Here is a 17,292-nt window from a genome sequence, read left to right as displayed (position 1 = left end):
TGCTTCAGTGGCTCAGCGCTCTACAGATACTCCCGCTGGTTCACCCGCCGCCGCCACTCCTCCTTAATCTCCACCGGCGACCCCTGGGAGACCAGGAAGTCGAGCAGGAGGCGCGAGAAAGTGTTCGACTGCTCCAGGAAGGGGAAGTGGTTCGCCCGCGGCAGCGTGATCAGCTGGGTCGGTCGATCACTTGGGTCATTCAGAAACAGCGCGTGCTCATCGGTGACGATCGTATCCTTGCCGCCGTAGACCGCCAGCAGCGGCACCGCCAGGGTCGCCAGAGTCGGCCGTAGGTCCGTGTCGAGCAGCGACTCCTGCACACTGGAGAGCACCTCCTCGCTCAGGCCCTCGGTGTCCTCATAGAGCTCCTTCTGCACCTCGGCGTCGGCGATCGGGATCGAGCGGATCAGCTTCGCCCACACATTCGCCGGCTGGCTGCGGCCGAGGAGCTTCGAGAAGGTGCCCGGCCTAATATGGCCGCTGAGCACCTGCCCGTAGAGCGGCGTGCAGACCGTCATCACCTTCGTGAATCGCTCGGGCTTCTCGCGGGCCGCGCGGATAGCCACCATGCCGCCCATACCGTGGCCCACTAGGTTCGCCTGCGGGATGCCCATCTGATCCATGAAGCGGTTGAGCATATCCACATAGCCCGAGATAGTGAACTGCGTGCCGCGGCGGTCGCTCTCGCCGTAGCCCCAGAAGTCAAGGGCGTAGGCGCGATAGCGCTCCGAGGCTAGGTCCATGGTAGGCACCCAGTAGCGCCATGAGCCGAGCCAGCTATGGAGAAATATGATCGGCTGTCCGCGTCCGAAGACCTCATAGTGGACCAGCCGGTTGTCGAGGTGGATTGCGCTCACTCGTCGTCCTCTTCAACGCTCACGTCGATCTGCTGGAGTGGGATAATGAAGCTGAATGTGCTCCCCCTCCCGATCTCACTGGTTACCCACATCTCGCCACCGTGCTGCTCGATCAGCGCCTTGGCGATCGACAGCCCCAGCCCAGTGCCGCCCGCCACATCGCGCAGCGGGTTGTCGGCGCGGTAGAAGGGCCGGAACAGCTTCTTCCGCTGGTCGGGCGACATACCGACGCCAGTGTCCTCGACATCGACCTGCAGCATGTTCGCGCGGTTCAGGAATGCGCGAACCTGGATCCGTCCGCCCTCGAAGGTATATTTTACCGCGTTTGAGAACAAGTTAAACACGACCTGCGTGATCCGCTTCTGGTCAGCCATCACCATCGGCAGACTGCTCGGCATATCCACCGCCACCGTCATCGACTTGCGCTCATACTCTAGGCGCATCGCCTGCACGGCCTCGTTGATCACATCAGTGATGGAGATCGGCGAGAAATTGAGCTTCTTCGATGCGTCAGGCCGTGAGAACTCCAGGATGTCCTCGATCAGCGCCTTCAGGCGGTTGGTATTATTCTTAATGATCCCCAGGTAGCTCACCTGATCCTCGCTGAGCGACTGGGTGCCGCTGAGCAGCAGCACGTCCACATAGCCCTTGATCGCGGTGAGCGGCGTGCGCAACTCGTGGCTCACATCGGAGATGAACTGCCGCTTGGCCTCATCGGCCTCGATCTCGCGGGTGATGTCGCGCAGCACCATCACATCGCCGTAGTCCTGCCCGCCCGGCCCGAGCACCGGGGCGATGTTGAGTGCGATCACCTGGCTCGGGTCAGTCAGATCGAGCGAGGTGCGGTAGATCCCCCGGCTCTGACTCACCTGCTTCAGCCCATTCATCAGCCCGGTGTAGATCGTCTGCGCCCGCTTGTGCTGAGTCTCGCCCTCGCCGTAGGTTGACAGCCACTCGATCGGCTGGCCGATCAGCGCCTCGGCGGGAATCTCCAGCACCTGCTCGGCCGCCGGATTAAAGAGCGTCACCTGTCCCTGGGTATCGAGCACGATCACGCCCTCCGTCACGGAGCGGAACACGGCGGCGCTCTTCGAGCTCTCCTCGCGCTGCTCCTCAAGCAGCACCGAGTTGCGGGTGGCCAGCTCAGTGATGAAGCTGTAGAGCTGGGCGTTGCTCACCGCCGAGGCCACCACGCTGGCGATCGTGCCCAGCAGGTTCATCTGTGAGTCGGTGAAGTAGCTGACCTCGGGGCTCGAGAGCACCAGCACGCCCAGGGCGGCGTCGCTCGTCTTCAGCGGCACAGCGGCAGCCGAGCGCACATCATCGGCTCGACCCGGCTCCTGCACCCAGCGATCATCGAACAGCACATCGGCGATATTCACTGCCTCCTGGGAGCGCATCACCCAGCCCGACAAGCCCTCGCTGCCGCTAAACGAGAGCGGGATGTTCGTCCCGTGTACGTCGCCGCGGTCGAAGAGCACCGCCCGGCAGGTGAGCGCGCCGCTCTCGGTATCGCGCAGCATGATCGAGCCGCGGGCGACGCCCAGGTTCTCGGAGATCAGCTCCAGCGCTCGCTGGATGACGCTGTCCAGGTCGAGCTGCGTGGTCAGCTCCAGGGTAATCTCGTGGACTGCCTCCAGACGATCCTTCTCCTCAGAAAGCTGGCGCGTGGCCTGCTCAAGCTCGGCGGTGCGCTCGGAGACACGTCGCTCCAGGTCGGCGGCCAGGTTGCTGATCTGGTCGAACAGGCGGGCGTTCTGGATGGCCTGGCTGGCCTGGCTGGCCAGGGCGAAGGTCATCTCGACGGCCTCATCATCGTAGGCGTACGGCGTATTCGAGCCGATGGCGAGCAGCCCCACGAGCTCATTATCCACCAGCAGCGGCGCGCCGATCCACGCGCGCACATCCCAGCCGAGCTGCTGCATGGTGATCAAGCGCGCGTCAGACTGCGTGTCTACAATCATCACCGGCCTGCGCTCCAGGGCCATCCCCTGAAAGAGCGGGATCTCCTCTACCTCAAAGACAGCGCCGAGCAGGCGCGCGTCCCCGATGCCACGCGCCTCGGTGATCTGCAGGTGGCCGTAGCCCTCATCGCGCAGCAAGACGACCGCGCTGTCATAGTGTACCACGCGAGCCAGCTGATCAAAGATCAGGGTCTGGATCTCGCTCAGGGCCAGAGTGCTGGTAAACGACTGGGCCACATCGCGCAGGGTGTCGGCGAGCCGCCGGCGCTGCTGCTCCATCTGGTAAAGCTGGGCGCTCTTGAGCGCCTGGCTGGCCTGGTTGGCCAGGATAGAGATCAGCGAGATCTGGCGATCACTCCACTCGTGGTTGAGCCGTGCGCCGACCCAGAGTACGCCCATACGATCATCGTGCGAGCCGATCACCACGCCGAGGGCGCTGCGGATGCCGTAGTCGATCACCTGGCGGCTCAGGATGCTGCTGTCGAGCGCGCTCAGGTCGCTGATGGCGAGGGGCTGATCGCGCTCAAGCAGCTGGCCGGTGATGCCGTTCAGGCGAAACCCGAGGTCGAGATTCTCAATCAGCTCGCCACGGTCCATCAGCACCTGCCTCCCGATCTGGCCGTGCTGGTTGAACTGGATCACCGCACACATCTCCACGCCGATCAGGCGCAAGGCCGACTCTGCCACCAGCAGCTGCGTCTCATCAGGGTCGAGCGTACCCGAGAGGTTCTGCGTCACCTCGAAGAGGGTCGTCATCTCCTGGGCGTTCTGGCGCGTCTCGCTGAAGAGGATGGCGTTATTGATCGCCACGGCAGCCTGGTTAGCCACCGTCGTCAGGAAGCGCAGATCGTTCTCATCGAAGGCCCGCTGCTCATAGCTCTGGATGTTGATCACGCCGAGCACCTTGCTGCCAAAGATGATCGGAGTGACCAAATACGACTCCTCGACCCGATCGGCGCTACCGACGCGCGCTTCGTCCACCACCAGGCCCATCGCCTGCGCCTCGCTCAGGCTGTACAAGAGCAGCGGCTTGCGGTTGCGGATGGCCCAGGCATTCGTGCCATTGCGTAGGGGCGCAGGGTCGAGGTACTCGCGTATGCCGCGGTCATAGATCACCGGGTAGCTCAGGACATCGGTGGCCTCGTCGTAGATGGCGATGATCGAGGTACTAACATCCAGGATCTCGCTGATGCCATGGTGCAGCCGCTCCAGCAGATCCTGCTGCTCAAGAGTCGCGTTCACCGCCGCGCTAATCGCGTTGATCGACGAGAGCTCGCTGATCCGCCGCTCGCGCTCCTGGAACAGCCGGGCGTTCTCGAGCGCCGTCGCCGCCTGGTCAGCCAGGCCCACCAGCAGCAGCATCTCATCGTCGCTGAAGCTGCGCGGGTAGTTGCTCATCACACTGAGCACGCCGATGATGCGCTCGCGGTAGATCACCGGCACGCCCATAAAGGAGACGAGGTTGTTATCGCGCTCGTAGCGCGGGTAGAGCGAGCCGCCCTGCGTGCGCACGTCGTCGATAATCAGCGGCATACCCGTCTCGGCGACCCGTCCGGTATGGCCCTGGCCCACCGGCACGCGCATGGTGCGCCCGCGCTCGATCGGGATTCCGTCCAGCGCCGCCGGGATGAGCATGGTGCCGTCGATCGTCCACAGGGCCACCGTGGTGACGCTCAGCTGGCGGCTCACCAGCTCCATCAGCTTGACCAGCACCTCATCGGGCTGCAGCAGCGAGGAGAGGATGCGCGCCGCATCGAGCAGGGTGCTCAGCTCACCCACCTTCATGCTCAGGGCGTTCGCGCTCGTCTTGGCCGCCGCAAAGGCCTGAGTGCGGGCAATGGCGGCGGTGATCTGGTTGGCGATCGTCTGGCAGAGGTCGAGGGCCTGTGGCCGAAAGCTACCTGTGCGGCCGATGAAGTCCAGCCCGACGGCACCGATCACCTCGCTGTTCATCACCAGCGGGATCAGGGCGATCGAGCGGATGTCCATGGCGCGGAAGGTCTTGTGCGATAGTGCCAGCATGGGGTCGTGCTGGGCATTGTCCGAGACGAAGGGCATCTTATGGGTGTCGAGCCACTCCACCGAGGGGTTGTTGGGCAGCGGGATGCTGATCGTCTCGATGACGCTGGTCGGCACGTGCTCGGCGACGGCGGTGGCCTGGCCGGCCTTGCGGTCGTAGAGCACCAGGCGGGCCTGATCAACGCCGGTGGCCTCGGCCATCGCGTCCACAATGCGCTGGTAGATCTGCTGCACATCCGTCTCGGTGGCGGCCGTGGCCGAGACGCGGTTCAGCAGGTCGAGCTGCTCAACCTGCGCGCGGGCCTGGGCCAGCAGGCGGGCGTTCTGCACACCCAGGGCCAGCTGGTTGGCGACCGTCGTCAGGAACGACTGCTCGCGCTCGCCGTAGATATTGGGCGCGTAGCTCATCACCCCCATCACGCCCACCACACGCTCATCGCCAACCATCAGCGGCACGCCGAGCCAGGCGGCTGATCTGCGCTGGCTGCCGAACCGCACGGGCCGAAACCCATGCGCCTCGTGCTCTTTCGCCAGGTTCTGGAACTGGAGCGGCTGGCGTGTGCGAATGATGTGGTCGGTCAGGCTCCCCTCTGTGGGTGTGCGCACCACGCTATTGATCAGGTCGCCGTCATCGTCCACCTCGTACGAGAGCAGGATCTCGCCGACCTGATCGTCATAGACAAAGATGTAGAAGGAGTCCATCTCCAGCGAGACGAAGAGCTGGTCGTAGACCCGGCGCAGCATCAGCGGAAGATCAAGCGTCGAGCTAGTGATCCGGCCGATCTGGTTGATCACATCGAGCTCGGCGATCCGCCGCTCGCGCTCGGCGAACAGGCGGGCGTTCTCCAGCGCGATCGCCAGCTGGCTGGCCAGCGCGCTGAGGAACTGCTGGTCGCGCTCAGAGAAGGCGTTCGGCGCAAAGTCCTGCACGCTCAGCACGCCGATCACGCGGCCCTGGCTGATCAGCGGCATGCCCAGCCAGGAGCGCACCTCCTCGGCGTTCTCGGTGAGCATGACCGACTGCTCGCGCATTGCCGCGTCGGCCTGCATATCATTGATCAGCAGCGGCTTTCCGGTGTCAATGATCAGCCCGCTCAGGCCGGTCTTCGCTATCGACACCTTATGGTAGCTGGGCAGGCTCTCGCCCTGGCGCAAGAACTGCTCGAAGCGCAGCCGCTGGCGCTCGGGCTCATAGCGGGCCACGAAGAAGAAGCTCGGCGTCCCCAGGTAGGCCACGATCTCCTGGTAGACCCGGTTCAGGAGCGTGTCAAGGTCGGTGGTGCTGGTGGCGGCGCTTCCCACCTGGAAGAGGGCGGCCATCTGCTCGGCGCGGGCGCGGGCGTCGCGCAGCAGGTGGTAGTTCTCGATCGCGATCGCCGACTGGTCGGCGAAGATCTCCAGCGGCTCCACCGTGCGCGCCGTCGGGCGCTGGCGGTCCTGCGGGTCGCTGGCGAACATCAGGCCGAGCATGTTGCCCTCGGCCGAGTAGAGCGGCACGCAGAGCCGGTCGTTGCGCTGCCACTCCTCGGGGAGTCGCTCGTCGTCGAACGAGGTGTAGCTGAAGACCGAGGTGCTGAAGCCGACCTCCAGGGCGGTGGCCTCCTCGGCGGGCACAAAGTAACTGCGTCCGATGCGGAAGCGCGGGTCGAGGTAGCGCGTCGCCAGCGACTCGGGCAGCGGGCGCTCGCCGATGTGATCCAGCTCGTTGAGCGGGATGCCGGCGGCCGCCACTGGGCGCAGCATGTGGATATTGTCGGGGTCGGCCAGGCAGAAGAGGATGGTGCGGAAGTTAGCCGAGTCGATCACGCTATAGCCGACCTGCTCGAGCAGATTCTCCAGCGAGCGGTCGGCGCGCAGGGCCTGGCCGATCTCCAGCACATCGTTCAGCATGGACGCGCGGCGCTGGAACATGCGCGAGAGGTGCTCGAGCTCGGCGTAGCGCTGGGCGTTGCCGATGCCGACGGCAGCCTGGTGGGTGAGGGCGCGCAGGAAGTCGACCGCGTCGTGGTCGAAGCTGCGCGGCTTGGGCGAGAGCAGCAGGAGCACGCCGGCCACGCCGGCCTGGTAGAAGATCGGGGCGGCGAGGGCCGAGGCCGCGTCGGGAAGATACACGGCGCTGCGCTCGCCGGCCCCGATCAGATCGCTCAGCTCCGGCTCGCGGCGCTGCATCGCGGTGTAGGCGGTGGCGGCGGCGCTATCGAGGATCGAGCCGATCAGCGCATCCTGGGTTGGCTCCGCATAGCCGACGGCCTCAACCACCAGGCAGGGCGCGGCGTTATCGAGGGAGATCGTGCTGAGGGTGCGTCGGTAGATCTCGGGGGCCTGCTGCCCGCCCAGCGAGCGCAGGGCCACCTGCCCATCGCCGCCGTCCTCATCGACCGCCCGCAGCGCGATCAGGCCGTGGGTTGCACCGGTAGCCCGCAGCGCCTGCTCCAGGGCGTAGGCCAGAATCTCCTTCTGGTTGAGCGTGATCGCCAGCTGGCTCGACACCCGCTGCAGCGCCCGCAGCTGCTCCAGGCGCGCCCGGAGGCTGATGTCGGCCTGCTCATAGCGCGTCGCATTCACAATCGCCTGGGCCGACTGGCCGGCGATGATGCTCATCAGCCGCTCGTTCTCAGGAGAGAAGGAGTCCGGGGCAGACGCGAAAAGCTCAAGGATGCCGACCAGCGTGTCGCCGGTACGCATTGGCAGGCCCAGATAGGAGCGGGCCGTGCCACCATCCTCCAGGGCGATCTGCACGACCTGGCGGCTCGTGCCGGCATGTGCGGCGCTCGAGTCGAGGTTGGCGATCAGACGCGGACGCTGGTGTCGGACGAGCCACGCGCTCAGGCTATCGGACGTCGTGCTGGCGGGCGAGTCCAGGCCGCAGCTCGTGGCCATCAGCAGGCTACGATTCTGCGTATCCCAGAGGCCGATCCGCGCCCCACTAAAGTTGGCGAGCGACTTGACTCCATCGAGGATTGCGTCAAGGGTCTCATCGAGCGAGTGGCCGGCGCTGAGCTGCTGGCTGATCCGCTGGAGCTGCTCAAGCTCGGCCGCGCGCTGCTGCTCCACCACATAGAGCCGCCGGTTCGCGATCGCCGTGGCGATCTGGGCGGCGAGCACCTGGGCCAGGTTCCGCTCTGACTGTGAGATCGGCCGGCGCGCGCGCTCGTAGCCGATCGTCAGCAGGCCGATCATCTGATCCTTGGATCGGAGCGGCAGGAGCAGGGCCGAGCGGCAGCCCTCGGCGGCGAGCGCCGCAGCGAGCGGGTTGGAGTCCGCCGCGCTCACATCCTCGAGGAGGAGCGGGTCGCCCTTGCCGAGCTGGGCCAGGAAGGCGGATTCCCGGAAGATGATCTGGTCGCCATCCGCGCCATGGGCGCGGCCGTTCTCCCCATAAGACGCGATCGTCTGCAGCGACTCGGGGCGCTGCGGCTCGATCAGACGCACCGCGCAGTACTCAGCGTCCAGGGCCAGGGCAATATTCTCGGTCGCCCGGTCGAGGGTGCTCTCGATCTGCGCCCCGGTGCTGATCGCCTTACTGTTCTCATAGAGGACGAATAGCTCGCGGGCGCGCTGCTGCTGCTGGCTGAACAGCCGGGCGTTCCGCAGGAGAAGCGTGGCTTGATCGGCGAAGGCCACGCTCATACGCATCTGGATGTCGGTCAGCTCGTGCGCCCCATCGGGCAAGATCGCCAGCATCACGCCTGATGGCTGATCGTGGGCGAGGAGTGGCAGCGCGATAGCCATGTGCTCGACCGTCTGGGCAGCGCCAGCCGCGCCGCGCCGGCGGGTCGCCGCCACCTGGATCGCACCGATCTGCGGCGTGCCTTCACCCGCCGCGCGTGCGGCGAGATCCATCCCATCGCGCGCAATGATCGGCGGGTAGCTATCGGCCCCCGCGCTCGCGGCGGCCAGGCTCAGCGGCTGGTCGATCTCCTCGGCGCTATAGATCGCGGCGCTGCCGAGGCCGAGCAGCGGCACGGCCTCGGTGAGCACCGTGCCGAGCAGTGTCCGCACGTCCAGGACGCCGACCGACTCAAGGCTTGTGCTGATCAGGGCGCGCAGCTGGTTGATCGTCGCGGCCTCAGCCCCGCGCTGACGCGAGGCGAGCAGCAGGGACAGCTGCGCGACGAGCGCGCCGGAGAAGTTTGCGTCGAGGGCGCTTGCGCCATGCAGATACAAGCGCCCGATCTCGCCCTCATCAGTGTGCAGGCTGAGCTGATTCGGCACATCGGCGCCACCCTCGCCCCATGTGGCCGAGCCAATCACGACGCCGTGCTCGACGATTTCAACCAGGCCAGCGGGCACAGGCAGGTAGCGTGCGAGCAGATCGGCCAGCTCGCCGGCGCATACGCGTGGGTCGGCGCTGACGGCACCCTGCTGTCCCCAGGCGGCCAGTTGTGCTAACAGCTCCCAGCCATAAGCCGGCGTCGAGGCGATCGTAGAGTCCATGGTATCTGCGTTGCTCCTCACAGGATTCGCCGGGGCGGCGCTGACCTGTCCGACAGGGCCGATGGGGGCGTGTTACGGTGCCCTCACCGCTGTTCCTCCAGGCTCTTTCAGAATAAACGTGAGCGCGGGTGGATTCTGCGACCATCTGAGACAGCAAAGGGGAGCGCGGCCCATAAGGCGACCACAACTCCCCATGTGTGCGGCAGCAGGTAGCAGGCTCAGGCGGGCGGTGCGGCCATCCGCCCTTAACGTACACGCCCGTAGGTAACCCAGCTCTTCCGCCCCTGCTCGCGGGCCTGCTGCACAGCGCGCTGACGGGTCTCCTCAGCCGTCTCGCTCAGCTCACGGATGTCGTAGAACGGCCCATCCTGGCTGGTGAGCACGCCGATCGAGATCGACATAAGGGGAGCCTGTCGCATGTTGCCATTGTCATCGGGGACGTCGATATACCCCTGCTTCCGGTGCTTATAGTTGTAGTGCAGGCCGATCTCCTCATCGAAGCGGCTGATCAGGCGCTCACAGATCGCCTTCAGCCGCTCAGGGGCAGAGGTGGCGACAAAGTCGGGGCCGACCACCATCTGGCCGACAAAGTCCTCGCTGCTGCCGAGGTCATTGAGCACCTCGTTCATAAGCAGGGCGGTGAACTTCAGCACATCCTCGCCGACCACCGAGCCATAGGACTGCGTGAACGTCTCGAAGCCATTGATATGCACGAGCGCCATACCCCAGCCCTGGGTGGTGAGCATCAGGCGCAGCTGGTCGTTGATCAGCTCGGCCGTCGGCAGGTTCGTCACCGGGTGGAGCTGGTTCTTGCGCCGGGCGTCCTCAAGCTGATTCTTGACGATCGTGTGGACCTCTTCGATATCAAAGGGCTTGACGATATAGTACTGGGCCTGCACCTCGCCGAGGCCGATCAGCCGGTCGCGACGCTCGCCGCGGGCGGTCAGGAAGATGATCGGGATATGGCGGGTGCGGGGGCTTGCCCGGAGCGCCTTGCCAATATCATAGCCCTCCATATCGGGCAGGTTTACGTCAAGCAGCGCCAGATTCGGCGGTGTCTTGCTACAGATATCCAACGCCACCTGGCCGCGCATCGCGGTAAAGACCTCATAGCCCTGGGATGTAAAGTAGATCTTTAACAGACTAGAGATATCGGGCTGATCTTCAACGACCAGTATTCGCTCTTTACTCACCGCCTATCCTCCTCGTGTTACAGAGACGCCGACGGCTGATGGGTCGTGGACAACAGACATGTCAGTGACACTGAGATTGCTATTGCTTGCAGAAGTACTGCGCATATGATCTATGGTGTCTCCCTGCTGGCGCTGGCCCAGCGACTCGCTGGTATGCGCGCGTGACATGCTTGCGGCGGGCGGCTCCTCCAATCTATCGTCGCGCTGTTCGCCATCGGCAGGGTCGATATACACATTGGGCCAGTGGTAGACGATCCGCCGCGGCTCGCCCGTCGCCTGGTCCATATCGTCCACATCGTGGCCAGGCACCGTCTTGCGGATCAGGTTCGCATCATTGTCAAAGATTATAACAGCATTTGACTCTATCATGCGGCCCGGGTAGACCACAAACCCGCTGCCCAGCTTACAGTTATGGCCGACGGCCGAGCCAAGCACCGGCAGATTGATCTCAACGATCCGGCCCTGATGAACGATCTTGATCGGCTCGCCCTGGAGATTAAAGTCGGTGAACACATTATTGGCACCGATGAATGTGTTGCGGCCCACGATGCACAGCTGGAGCGTGCTATTCTGGGCCACCATGCTATTCTCCATCAGGGTGGTCATAAACAGCCCGGCGTTAAATGGCAGGAAACAGCGGTCGCTCACCACGCTCAGCATAATCTGCGAGCCCTGCATCACGTTGACATTATTGCCGATGATGCTGTTGGTGATCACCACGCCCGGCCCGATATAGACATCGTCGCCGATAGTCGTCGGCCCGTGGACAATCGCCGTCGGGTCGATCGAGCAGCGCTTCCCGACCTTCACCAGGCTACGCGACGAGAGGAAGTGGTTGCGCCACTGCTCCTCCAGCGGGTTGAGCTTCTCCCAGAACGCCCTAAGCGAGAAGAGGATCTTACCGGGGAAGAGATCCCAGTCCTCCTTCGTCCAGCGGAGGATATTCTTCAGCCGCGACTTCTCCATGCGCGAGTCCTGCTGGGCGGCCATCGAGAAGGCGCCCATGAGCACATTGGCCATCAGCGCGTGCAGCCAGCTCTCGATCGAGAGGAAGGCGCGGACGGGGATCTGGTAGGTCAGATCGCCCTTGGTGGCCATATAGCTCGGGATGTGGTAGTAGCCCATCTCACGGCTGATCGTCTCGACCAGTAGCGGGACAGGGTCGCCACGGGCACCCTCGGGGTAGTAGTAGAGATCGGCGACATGGACGGAGCCGATCTGCTCCGCGCCGCCATCGATATATGTGACATTATCGCGGCGGGTAATATGGGTGCAGAGCTGGAGTGCGTGGCGCTCGATGCTGGGATCGCCCTTGACTCCCCGGGCATCATCGCTGGCCAGGAATGCAATCTGGCACGGACGGCCGAGGGCCTGCGCCCGAGCCATAAATGTATCAATCAGCGCGGCGTTAAAAAAGAGATTATCGCGATGCACAACAAGCGATTCATCGCTATTTGTAATATGCTCCTCAAGCTCTTCCTGCGATTCAACCTCGGTTGTCCGCGAGAAATACGCCTTAAGCAGGTCACGCTGCATCAGCCACAGCTGCTTGTTGAGGATTCGCAGGTCGCGGGCGGGCTCAGCGAATGGCTCGACAACAGAAAAGTCTCGAATGATAATTCGCCGCATGGCCAGCCCCTTTCTGCAGGCAGAACATAGTAGGCGCGTTAGAACGTCCCCCTTGTCGATGACGCTACTACTATATGCTGTAGAGATGTGCGATCACAAGCAATGTAGATTACATTCAGATTACACAGAAAGCGGCGAGGTTTATGAGGGAACACATTAACATATTGTACACCCTGCCCTACACTGAGTCAACGAAAGCAGACAGGACTTCTGGCGCATTAGGAGCCTCGTCGATACGCCGTAGGGACGCCGTAGGGACGCAGCGTGCTGTGTCCCTACGGCACCTGTGTCGCCCCCTAGCATAGAGCATCGGCGGTCACAATCGCACATCAACGCCGCCCCGTCGTACGGGAGGAAATGGTGAAGGTGGGAAGAACGCAGGACTATTGTGGGATAGCGCGCGCCTTTAACTAAATTTATACTTTCACTGACATCGCAGACATGCTGGCCACAATCCACCGGGGGAGGCGCGGCTCTATGGCGGTGACACGACCGACCAGCGTGCGATCAAAGGTAGTGAAGATCTTTTTGGCCTTGTGTGCTATCATCCAAGTATGGTGCTACTTATGGCCATGAGCCCCAACTTTCAACTGCGCCAGGCTACGGCCAGGCGCGCTCTGCCGGAGGGCGTACGGCCGGTCGATCTCCCCCCTCGACGGGCCTGAAACCCTCGACCTCCCCGCTCCGTCCCCCCCGGAGCGGGGAGCCTTCCCCATACGGAAATCGGGATGGATCACCTATCCTGTGAGAACTATAATGGCTCAAGGAATTCGGACACTCGGCCCGGAATATGTCAAGCCCCAGGTGCTGCCAAAATGGTCGGCGAGACCGGGCCCTGTGTGGTGAAGTGCGCGCGCACAGTGTCGAGGGCGGTCAGCGCCTCCTCAGGTGTCATCGGGCCGGGCTGGGGAGTGCGCGACCTCACCGGCGGCCTCGCTCACCAATGCGCTCGCCAACCGCAGCCGCTCGGCAAGGGGCAGGCAGCGCGCCACGCTGAGCAGCTCAGCATAGGTTGATGTGGTCATCCGATCACCTTCCTTCCGAGCCATGAAATGGAGCCTGCTCCCCACGACGCATCGCAGAAGCCTGGTCATGCGTGTTCCGTCGTCATCTGGTGTCAGGGGCATTCACCGCGTAGCAGGCACGCGGATCCATTGTAGCATAGGGGTTCTCGGGACGCTCATGGGGATAGCGGCGTCGTGGCATGATCGTGGTAGGAGACGAATGATGCGCCGCCACGGGGCGATGGCGCCTACGGAATAAACCCAGCTCAAAACGATTTGTTAGCGCGAATAAGCCCTGGGTGAACCTGTGCGCGTCGGTGCCTCGGCTGACGACTGACGTCGCAGCGCGGGGGCCTCCGGCTAACCGCCCGCCGACGCGGGCGGTTCCAGCGTCAGAACGGCGTGGAGCTACTCACGCCTGACTCGGCAGTACAGTAGTTCGCGTAGAGACCAGACATGGTCGATCAAATCGGCGGCCATCGCCGGCGTTCCCTGGAGATCCGTGTGGATGCGGCAGAAGTTGTACACGACGCCCATCCAGAACATGGCGGCTTCGAGGTGCGGCACCTGCCGGGCGGGGGGTACGCGAGCGGCGGGTCAAGGCGGGCAGCCATGTGCGAAACGTGGCATTCAGCCGCTCGATGTAGGCCGTGTTGACCATGCGCCGCCCGCTGGTGCGCTCGCCGATCGGGATGCAGCTCCAGGAGGCCTTTGCCGTGTTTGCGGCCAACCTGGTGCGCTGGGCGGCCGCCTGGATGCGAGCCCAGGTGCGAGGCATTCCGCCCGCACCTATGCTAGCACGCCGGTTTGCTGGAGGCGCGGGGTTTTGTGTGTACTGGCCCAAATATAGCATAGAGATCTGCACATGGGGCTGCTACGGAAACAGTCAGTTTCGCGCATGTGAACAGCTATACCCACACACTCATATATGCCAGTGACTATCGCGTATCTATGCTATGCTATGCTATGCTATGCGTACACAAAGGATATCGATATGCGGCGCACACAGAGCGCCAGTTGCACTTCAACGTACAGCACGCAATGAGGAGGATGTGTCAATGCCTACCCGAGCGGACCTGAACCTGAACGTAGATCTTCAACGAGGTGTCGTACCCATCTCCAAGGCAGCCTCATCGCTGGCGGCGCTGATCAAGCGCGCTAATGCAACCAGCCAGCCGGTGATCGTCACACAGAAAGGCTACCCGACCGGGGTGCTACTCCCGATCGGGCTGTTCAGCGCCCTGAAGGACCTGGCCGAGCATCATGGCGAGCCGGAGCCTGCGCTTGAGCCAGAGGCCGCTGACGCGATCGTGGATGCGCTGCCGGAAGATGCAGCGGCCAACGACACCGAGGAGGTCGCCCCCGCCGCCGAACGTCCCGCCCCGCGACGCCGCAAGGCCGCGAAGGCTGATGTGGTCGCCTAGCTGCTGCGCAGATAGAGAGACGATGGCATGCCCACAGGCGGACAGCCCCCGCGCCGTGGCGCTGCGGCACAAGTGCTAACAGAGCTGACGGAGGGGCAGCGATGAGGCGGGCGCTGCTCCTCGGCCTGATCTGCCTGGGCGCGGCCTGGCTGCTGGGCCACGCCGCCGCCCCGCCCCCGCCGGACACGGCGCGGGTCGCCCTCGGCTGGCGGCTGCTGGCCGACCGGCGGCTCTCGGTTGGCCGCAATTTCTCATGTCTGGATTGCCACCGGCCTGGCCAGGGCTACGCCGACGGGAAGCCCGTCGCCACCGCCGACGGTATCAACACCCCGACCCTCTACGGGCTGGCCGAGCGCACCACCTTCGGCTGGTTCACCCCCGAGGTGCCGAGTCTGGAGGCGTTTATCCTGCGCCCGCTGGACAACCCCCGCGAGATGGGGCCGCTGGCTGAGGCGACCCTGGATCGGCTGCGGGCCGACCCGGAGGCGCGGGCGGCCTACGCGGCGGCCTTCCCCGGCGCGGGCCAGGGGATCACCTGGGAGCGCACCGCGCAGGCGCTGGCCGCCGCCATCCGCACCATCCCCAGCCCGCCCACCGGCGCGCTGACCCCGGCGGCGGCGCGGGGCCAGACGCTCTTCGCCGAGGTCGGCTGCGGCGGCTGCCACCAGGGCGCGACCCTGAGCAGCGAGGCGTATCTCAACACGGGCGTCAGCGCTGACCTGAGCCGCAACGGCGGGAAGGCCCGCGTGCCGAGCCTGATCGGCCTCTCCCAGACCGCGCCGTACTTCCACGACGGCAGCGCGGCCACCCTCGAAGAGGTGGTGCGCTTCTACCAGCGCGGCGGCAACGCGCCGGGGCCGGGGGTGAGCCGAGGGGTGAGCCCAATCGTGATCACCGACGCCGAACTGCGCGACCTCGTATCCTACCTATCAAGCCTGTAGCGGAGTCCCCATGCACCGAATCGCGCTCGCCCTCTCCCTGGCGCTGCTCGCTCTGTCCAGCTGTAGCACCGCGCCCGCCGTATCATCGGTGACACCAGGGCCGCAGCCCCCGGCAGCGTCGGCCATTGTGCTGGGCGATGGCCGCACCCCCGACCTGCCCGCCATCCGCGCCGAGCAGGAGCGGCGGCGCGCGGCCCTGGCCGCCGCGCCCTTCATCCTGCTGCGCCCCGGCCTAGCTGGCCCGCTCGACGCGGCCCAGCGCGCCGCCGCCGCCGACCCCCAGGTTCAGGATGCGACCAGCCTGGCATCCGGCGCGCGCCTGCTGGCCGAGGTGATGGCCGTCGGCCCGGCCCGCGCCGGCGACCTGCCCGCCGCCTTGGCCGCCACCTGCCCGCCCGGCGCCTGCACGCGGGTCGTGATCTACGTCTACCCCGATACGACCAGCCTGACCGTGGTGGTGGATGATCGCGATCAGGTGGTGGATGTCCAGGCGCTCGCCGCCAGCCAGCCGGAGATCCCGCAGGAGCTGGCCGCCCTCGCCACGCAGATCGCGGTGGCCAGCCCGCAGACGGCCCAGGCGCTCGGGGTGCCGCCAACCGCGACGATGGCCCTGGACTACGCCAGCGCCACCAAGACCAATCTGATCGGCACGCCCTGCGAGCGCAGCCGGCACCTCTGCGTGAGCCCGGTCTTCGCCTGGGGCACCCAGGCGCTCTGGGTGATTGTGGACCTGACCGAGCTGCGCCTCGTCGGGGCGGCGACCTGGACGGAGCAGGGGCAGCTCTCGCAGCGCCGCGATGTGAGCGAGGCCACGCTGCAAGACGACGCGATCGCCCCGCTCTGCGACACGCCGCAGACCCTGGAGCGGGAGGGCTGGCGGGCCAGCTACCTGCTGACCAGCTCGGACGGCCTGGAGCTGCGCGACGTGTCCTTCCAGGGCCGCCCGCTGCTCGCCTCGGTCAAGATGGTGGACTGGCATGTGGGCTACGCGGCGGGCAGCGACGGGCAGCGGGTGGGCTTTAGCGATACGGTCGGCTGCCCGGTCTTCTCCTCGGCGGCGATCATCCCCTATAGCCTGCCGACGATCACGGACGAGGCGGAGGGCGGCTTCGCGCTGAAGATGATCTTCCGCTCGCCGAACTGGCCGCAGGCGTGTAACTACCAGTACACCTTCACGGCGACCTTCGCGCCCGATGGGGCGCTGACGGTGCTGGCGGGCAGCGATGGCCGGGGCTGCGGTGTGGATGGCCTCTACCACCCGGTGCTGCGCATCGCCCCGCCGCCCGCCGCCGGCCTGAGCCGCATGGATGGAGAGACGACCACGCCGCTCACGACCGAGGGCGCTGCGACCTGGCCCGGCGGCGCCGATCGCGGCTTCGTCGCCGGCGACGTGCGGGTGACTCCGGCGTGGGGCGACGCCACGCTGGCCTATGTCTTCTGGAGCGCGGCGAAGGCCGCCGAGGGCGAGGGCGACCTGCCGAGCATCGGCACCTGCTGCCGGCTGGATATTCAGCAGGGGCCAGAGGCGTTTGTGACGCCGCCGGAGCCGCTGGCCGGCGACAGCGTGCTCTGGTACGTGCCGCAGATCCCCAACGCCGAGCGGGCGCGCTGCTGGGCCGACATGGAGCTGAAGGACGGCGTGCTGGTGCCGCACATCTGGCCCTGCGACAGCGGCGTGCGGATCGTGCGTGAGCCAGGGTCATAGCAGTGGAGGTTTCAGATGCCCGCACACCATGCTCACCACCGGATCGCCACGTGAACCAACGCTCGCCGCACTTCAGGATCTCGCAGATTTGCGCCAGGAGGTACTGGACAATCTACCAT

At 65.2% G+C, this 17,292-nt stretch carries 8 protein-coding genes; 3 read left to right on the top strand and 5 right to left on the bottom strand.

The genetic code is table 11. The features are described 5' to 3' along the window. Positions 1–20 precede the first annotated feature (20 nt). The 5 genes from K2Z83_RS12595 to K2Z83_RS12575 all read right to left on the bottom strand — a co-directional run bounded on the left by K2Z83_RS12595 (position 21) and on the right by K2Z83_RS12575 (position 13,124). Positions 21–857, bottom strand: coding sequence for an alpha/beta fold hydrolase (locus K2Z83_RS12595; protein WP_220595533.1), 837 nt, complete (start codon positions 855–857; stop codon positions 21–23). Next, positions 854–9,277, bottom strand: coding sequence for a GAF domain-containing protein (locus K2Z83_RS12590; protein WP_220595532.1), 8,424 nt, complete (start codon positions 9,275–9,277; stop codon positions 854–856). Before K2Z83_RS12590 ends, K2Z83_RS12595 begins: the two co-directional genes overlap by 4 nt. Positions 9,278–9,522: 245 nt before the next feature. Further along, positions 9,523–10,470, bottom strand: a complete 948-nt coding sequence (locus tag K2Z83_RS12585) for a response regulator (protein WP_220595531.1) — start codon at positions 10,468–10,470, stop codon at positions 9,523–9,525. A gap of 3 nt (positions 10,471–10,473) precedes the next feature. Continuing rightward, positions 10,474–12,099, bottom strand: coding sequence for a DapH/DapD/GlmU-related protein (locus tag K2Z83_RS12580; protein WP_220595530.1), 1,626 nt, complete (start codon positions 12,097–12,099; stop codon positions 10,474–10,476). Between the two features lie 884 nt (positions 12,100–12,983). Then, positions 12,984–13,124 carry a hypothetical protein gene (locus tag K2Z83_RS12575; protein ID WP_220595529.1) on the bottom strand — a complete coding sequence of 47 codons (141 nt, stop codon included), beginning with the start codon at positions 13,122–13,124 and terminating at the stop codon, positions 12,984–12,986. Positions 13,125–14,161: 1,037 nt separating this feature from the next. On the opposite strand from K2Z83_RS12575, the gene K2Z83_RS12570 reads away from it, so the two are divergent. The 3 genes from K2Z83_RS12570 (at position 14,162) to K2Z83_RS12560 (ending at position 17,173) form a co-directional block, all read left to right on the top strand. Beyond that, positions 14,162–14,527: a type II toxin-antitoxin system Phd/YefM family antitoxin gene (locus tag K2Z83_RS12570; RefSeq protein ID WP_220595528.1), complete on the top strand. Its 366-nt coding sequence runs from the start codon at positions 14,162–14,164 to the stop codon at positions 14,525–14,527. Positions 14,528–14,628: 101 nt separating this feature from the next. Beyond that, the gene (locus K2Z83_RS12565; protein WP_220595527.1) at positions 14,629–15,468 is read left to right on the top strand and encodes a cytochrome-c peroxidase; all 840 of its coding nucleotides are present in this window, start codon (positions 14,629–14,631) and stop codon (positions 15,466–15,468) included. 10 nt (positions 15,469–15,478) lie between these two features. After that, a complete protein-coding gene (locus tag K2Z83_RS12560; RefSeq protein WP_220595526.1) occupies positions 15,479–17,173 on the top strand; it encodes a hypothetical protein in 1,695 nt (564 codons plus the stop codon). The last annotated feature ends 119 nt before the right edge of the window (positions 17,174–17,292 follow it).

This window comes from Oscillochloris sp. ZM17-4, from assembly GCF_019599295.1.
Taxonomy (GTDB): Bacteria; Chloroflexota; Chloroflexia; order Chloroflexales; family Chloroflexaceae; genus Oscillochloris.
Note: the sequence above shows the minus strand (reverse complement) of the source record. Positions and strands in the feature narration are given on the sequence as shown.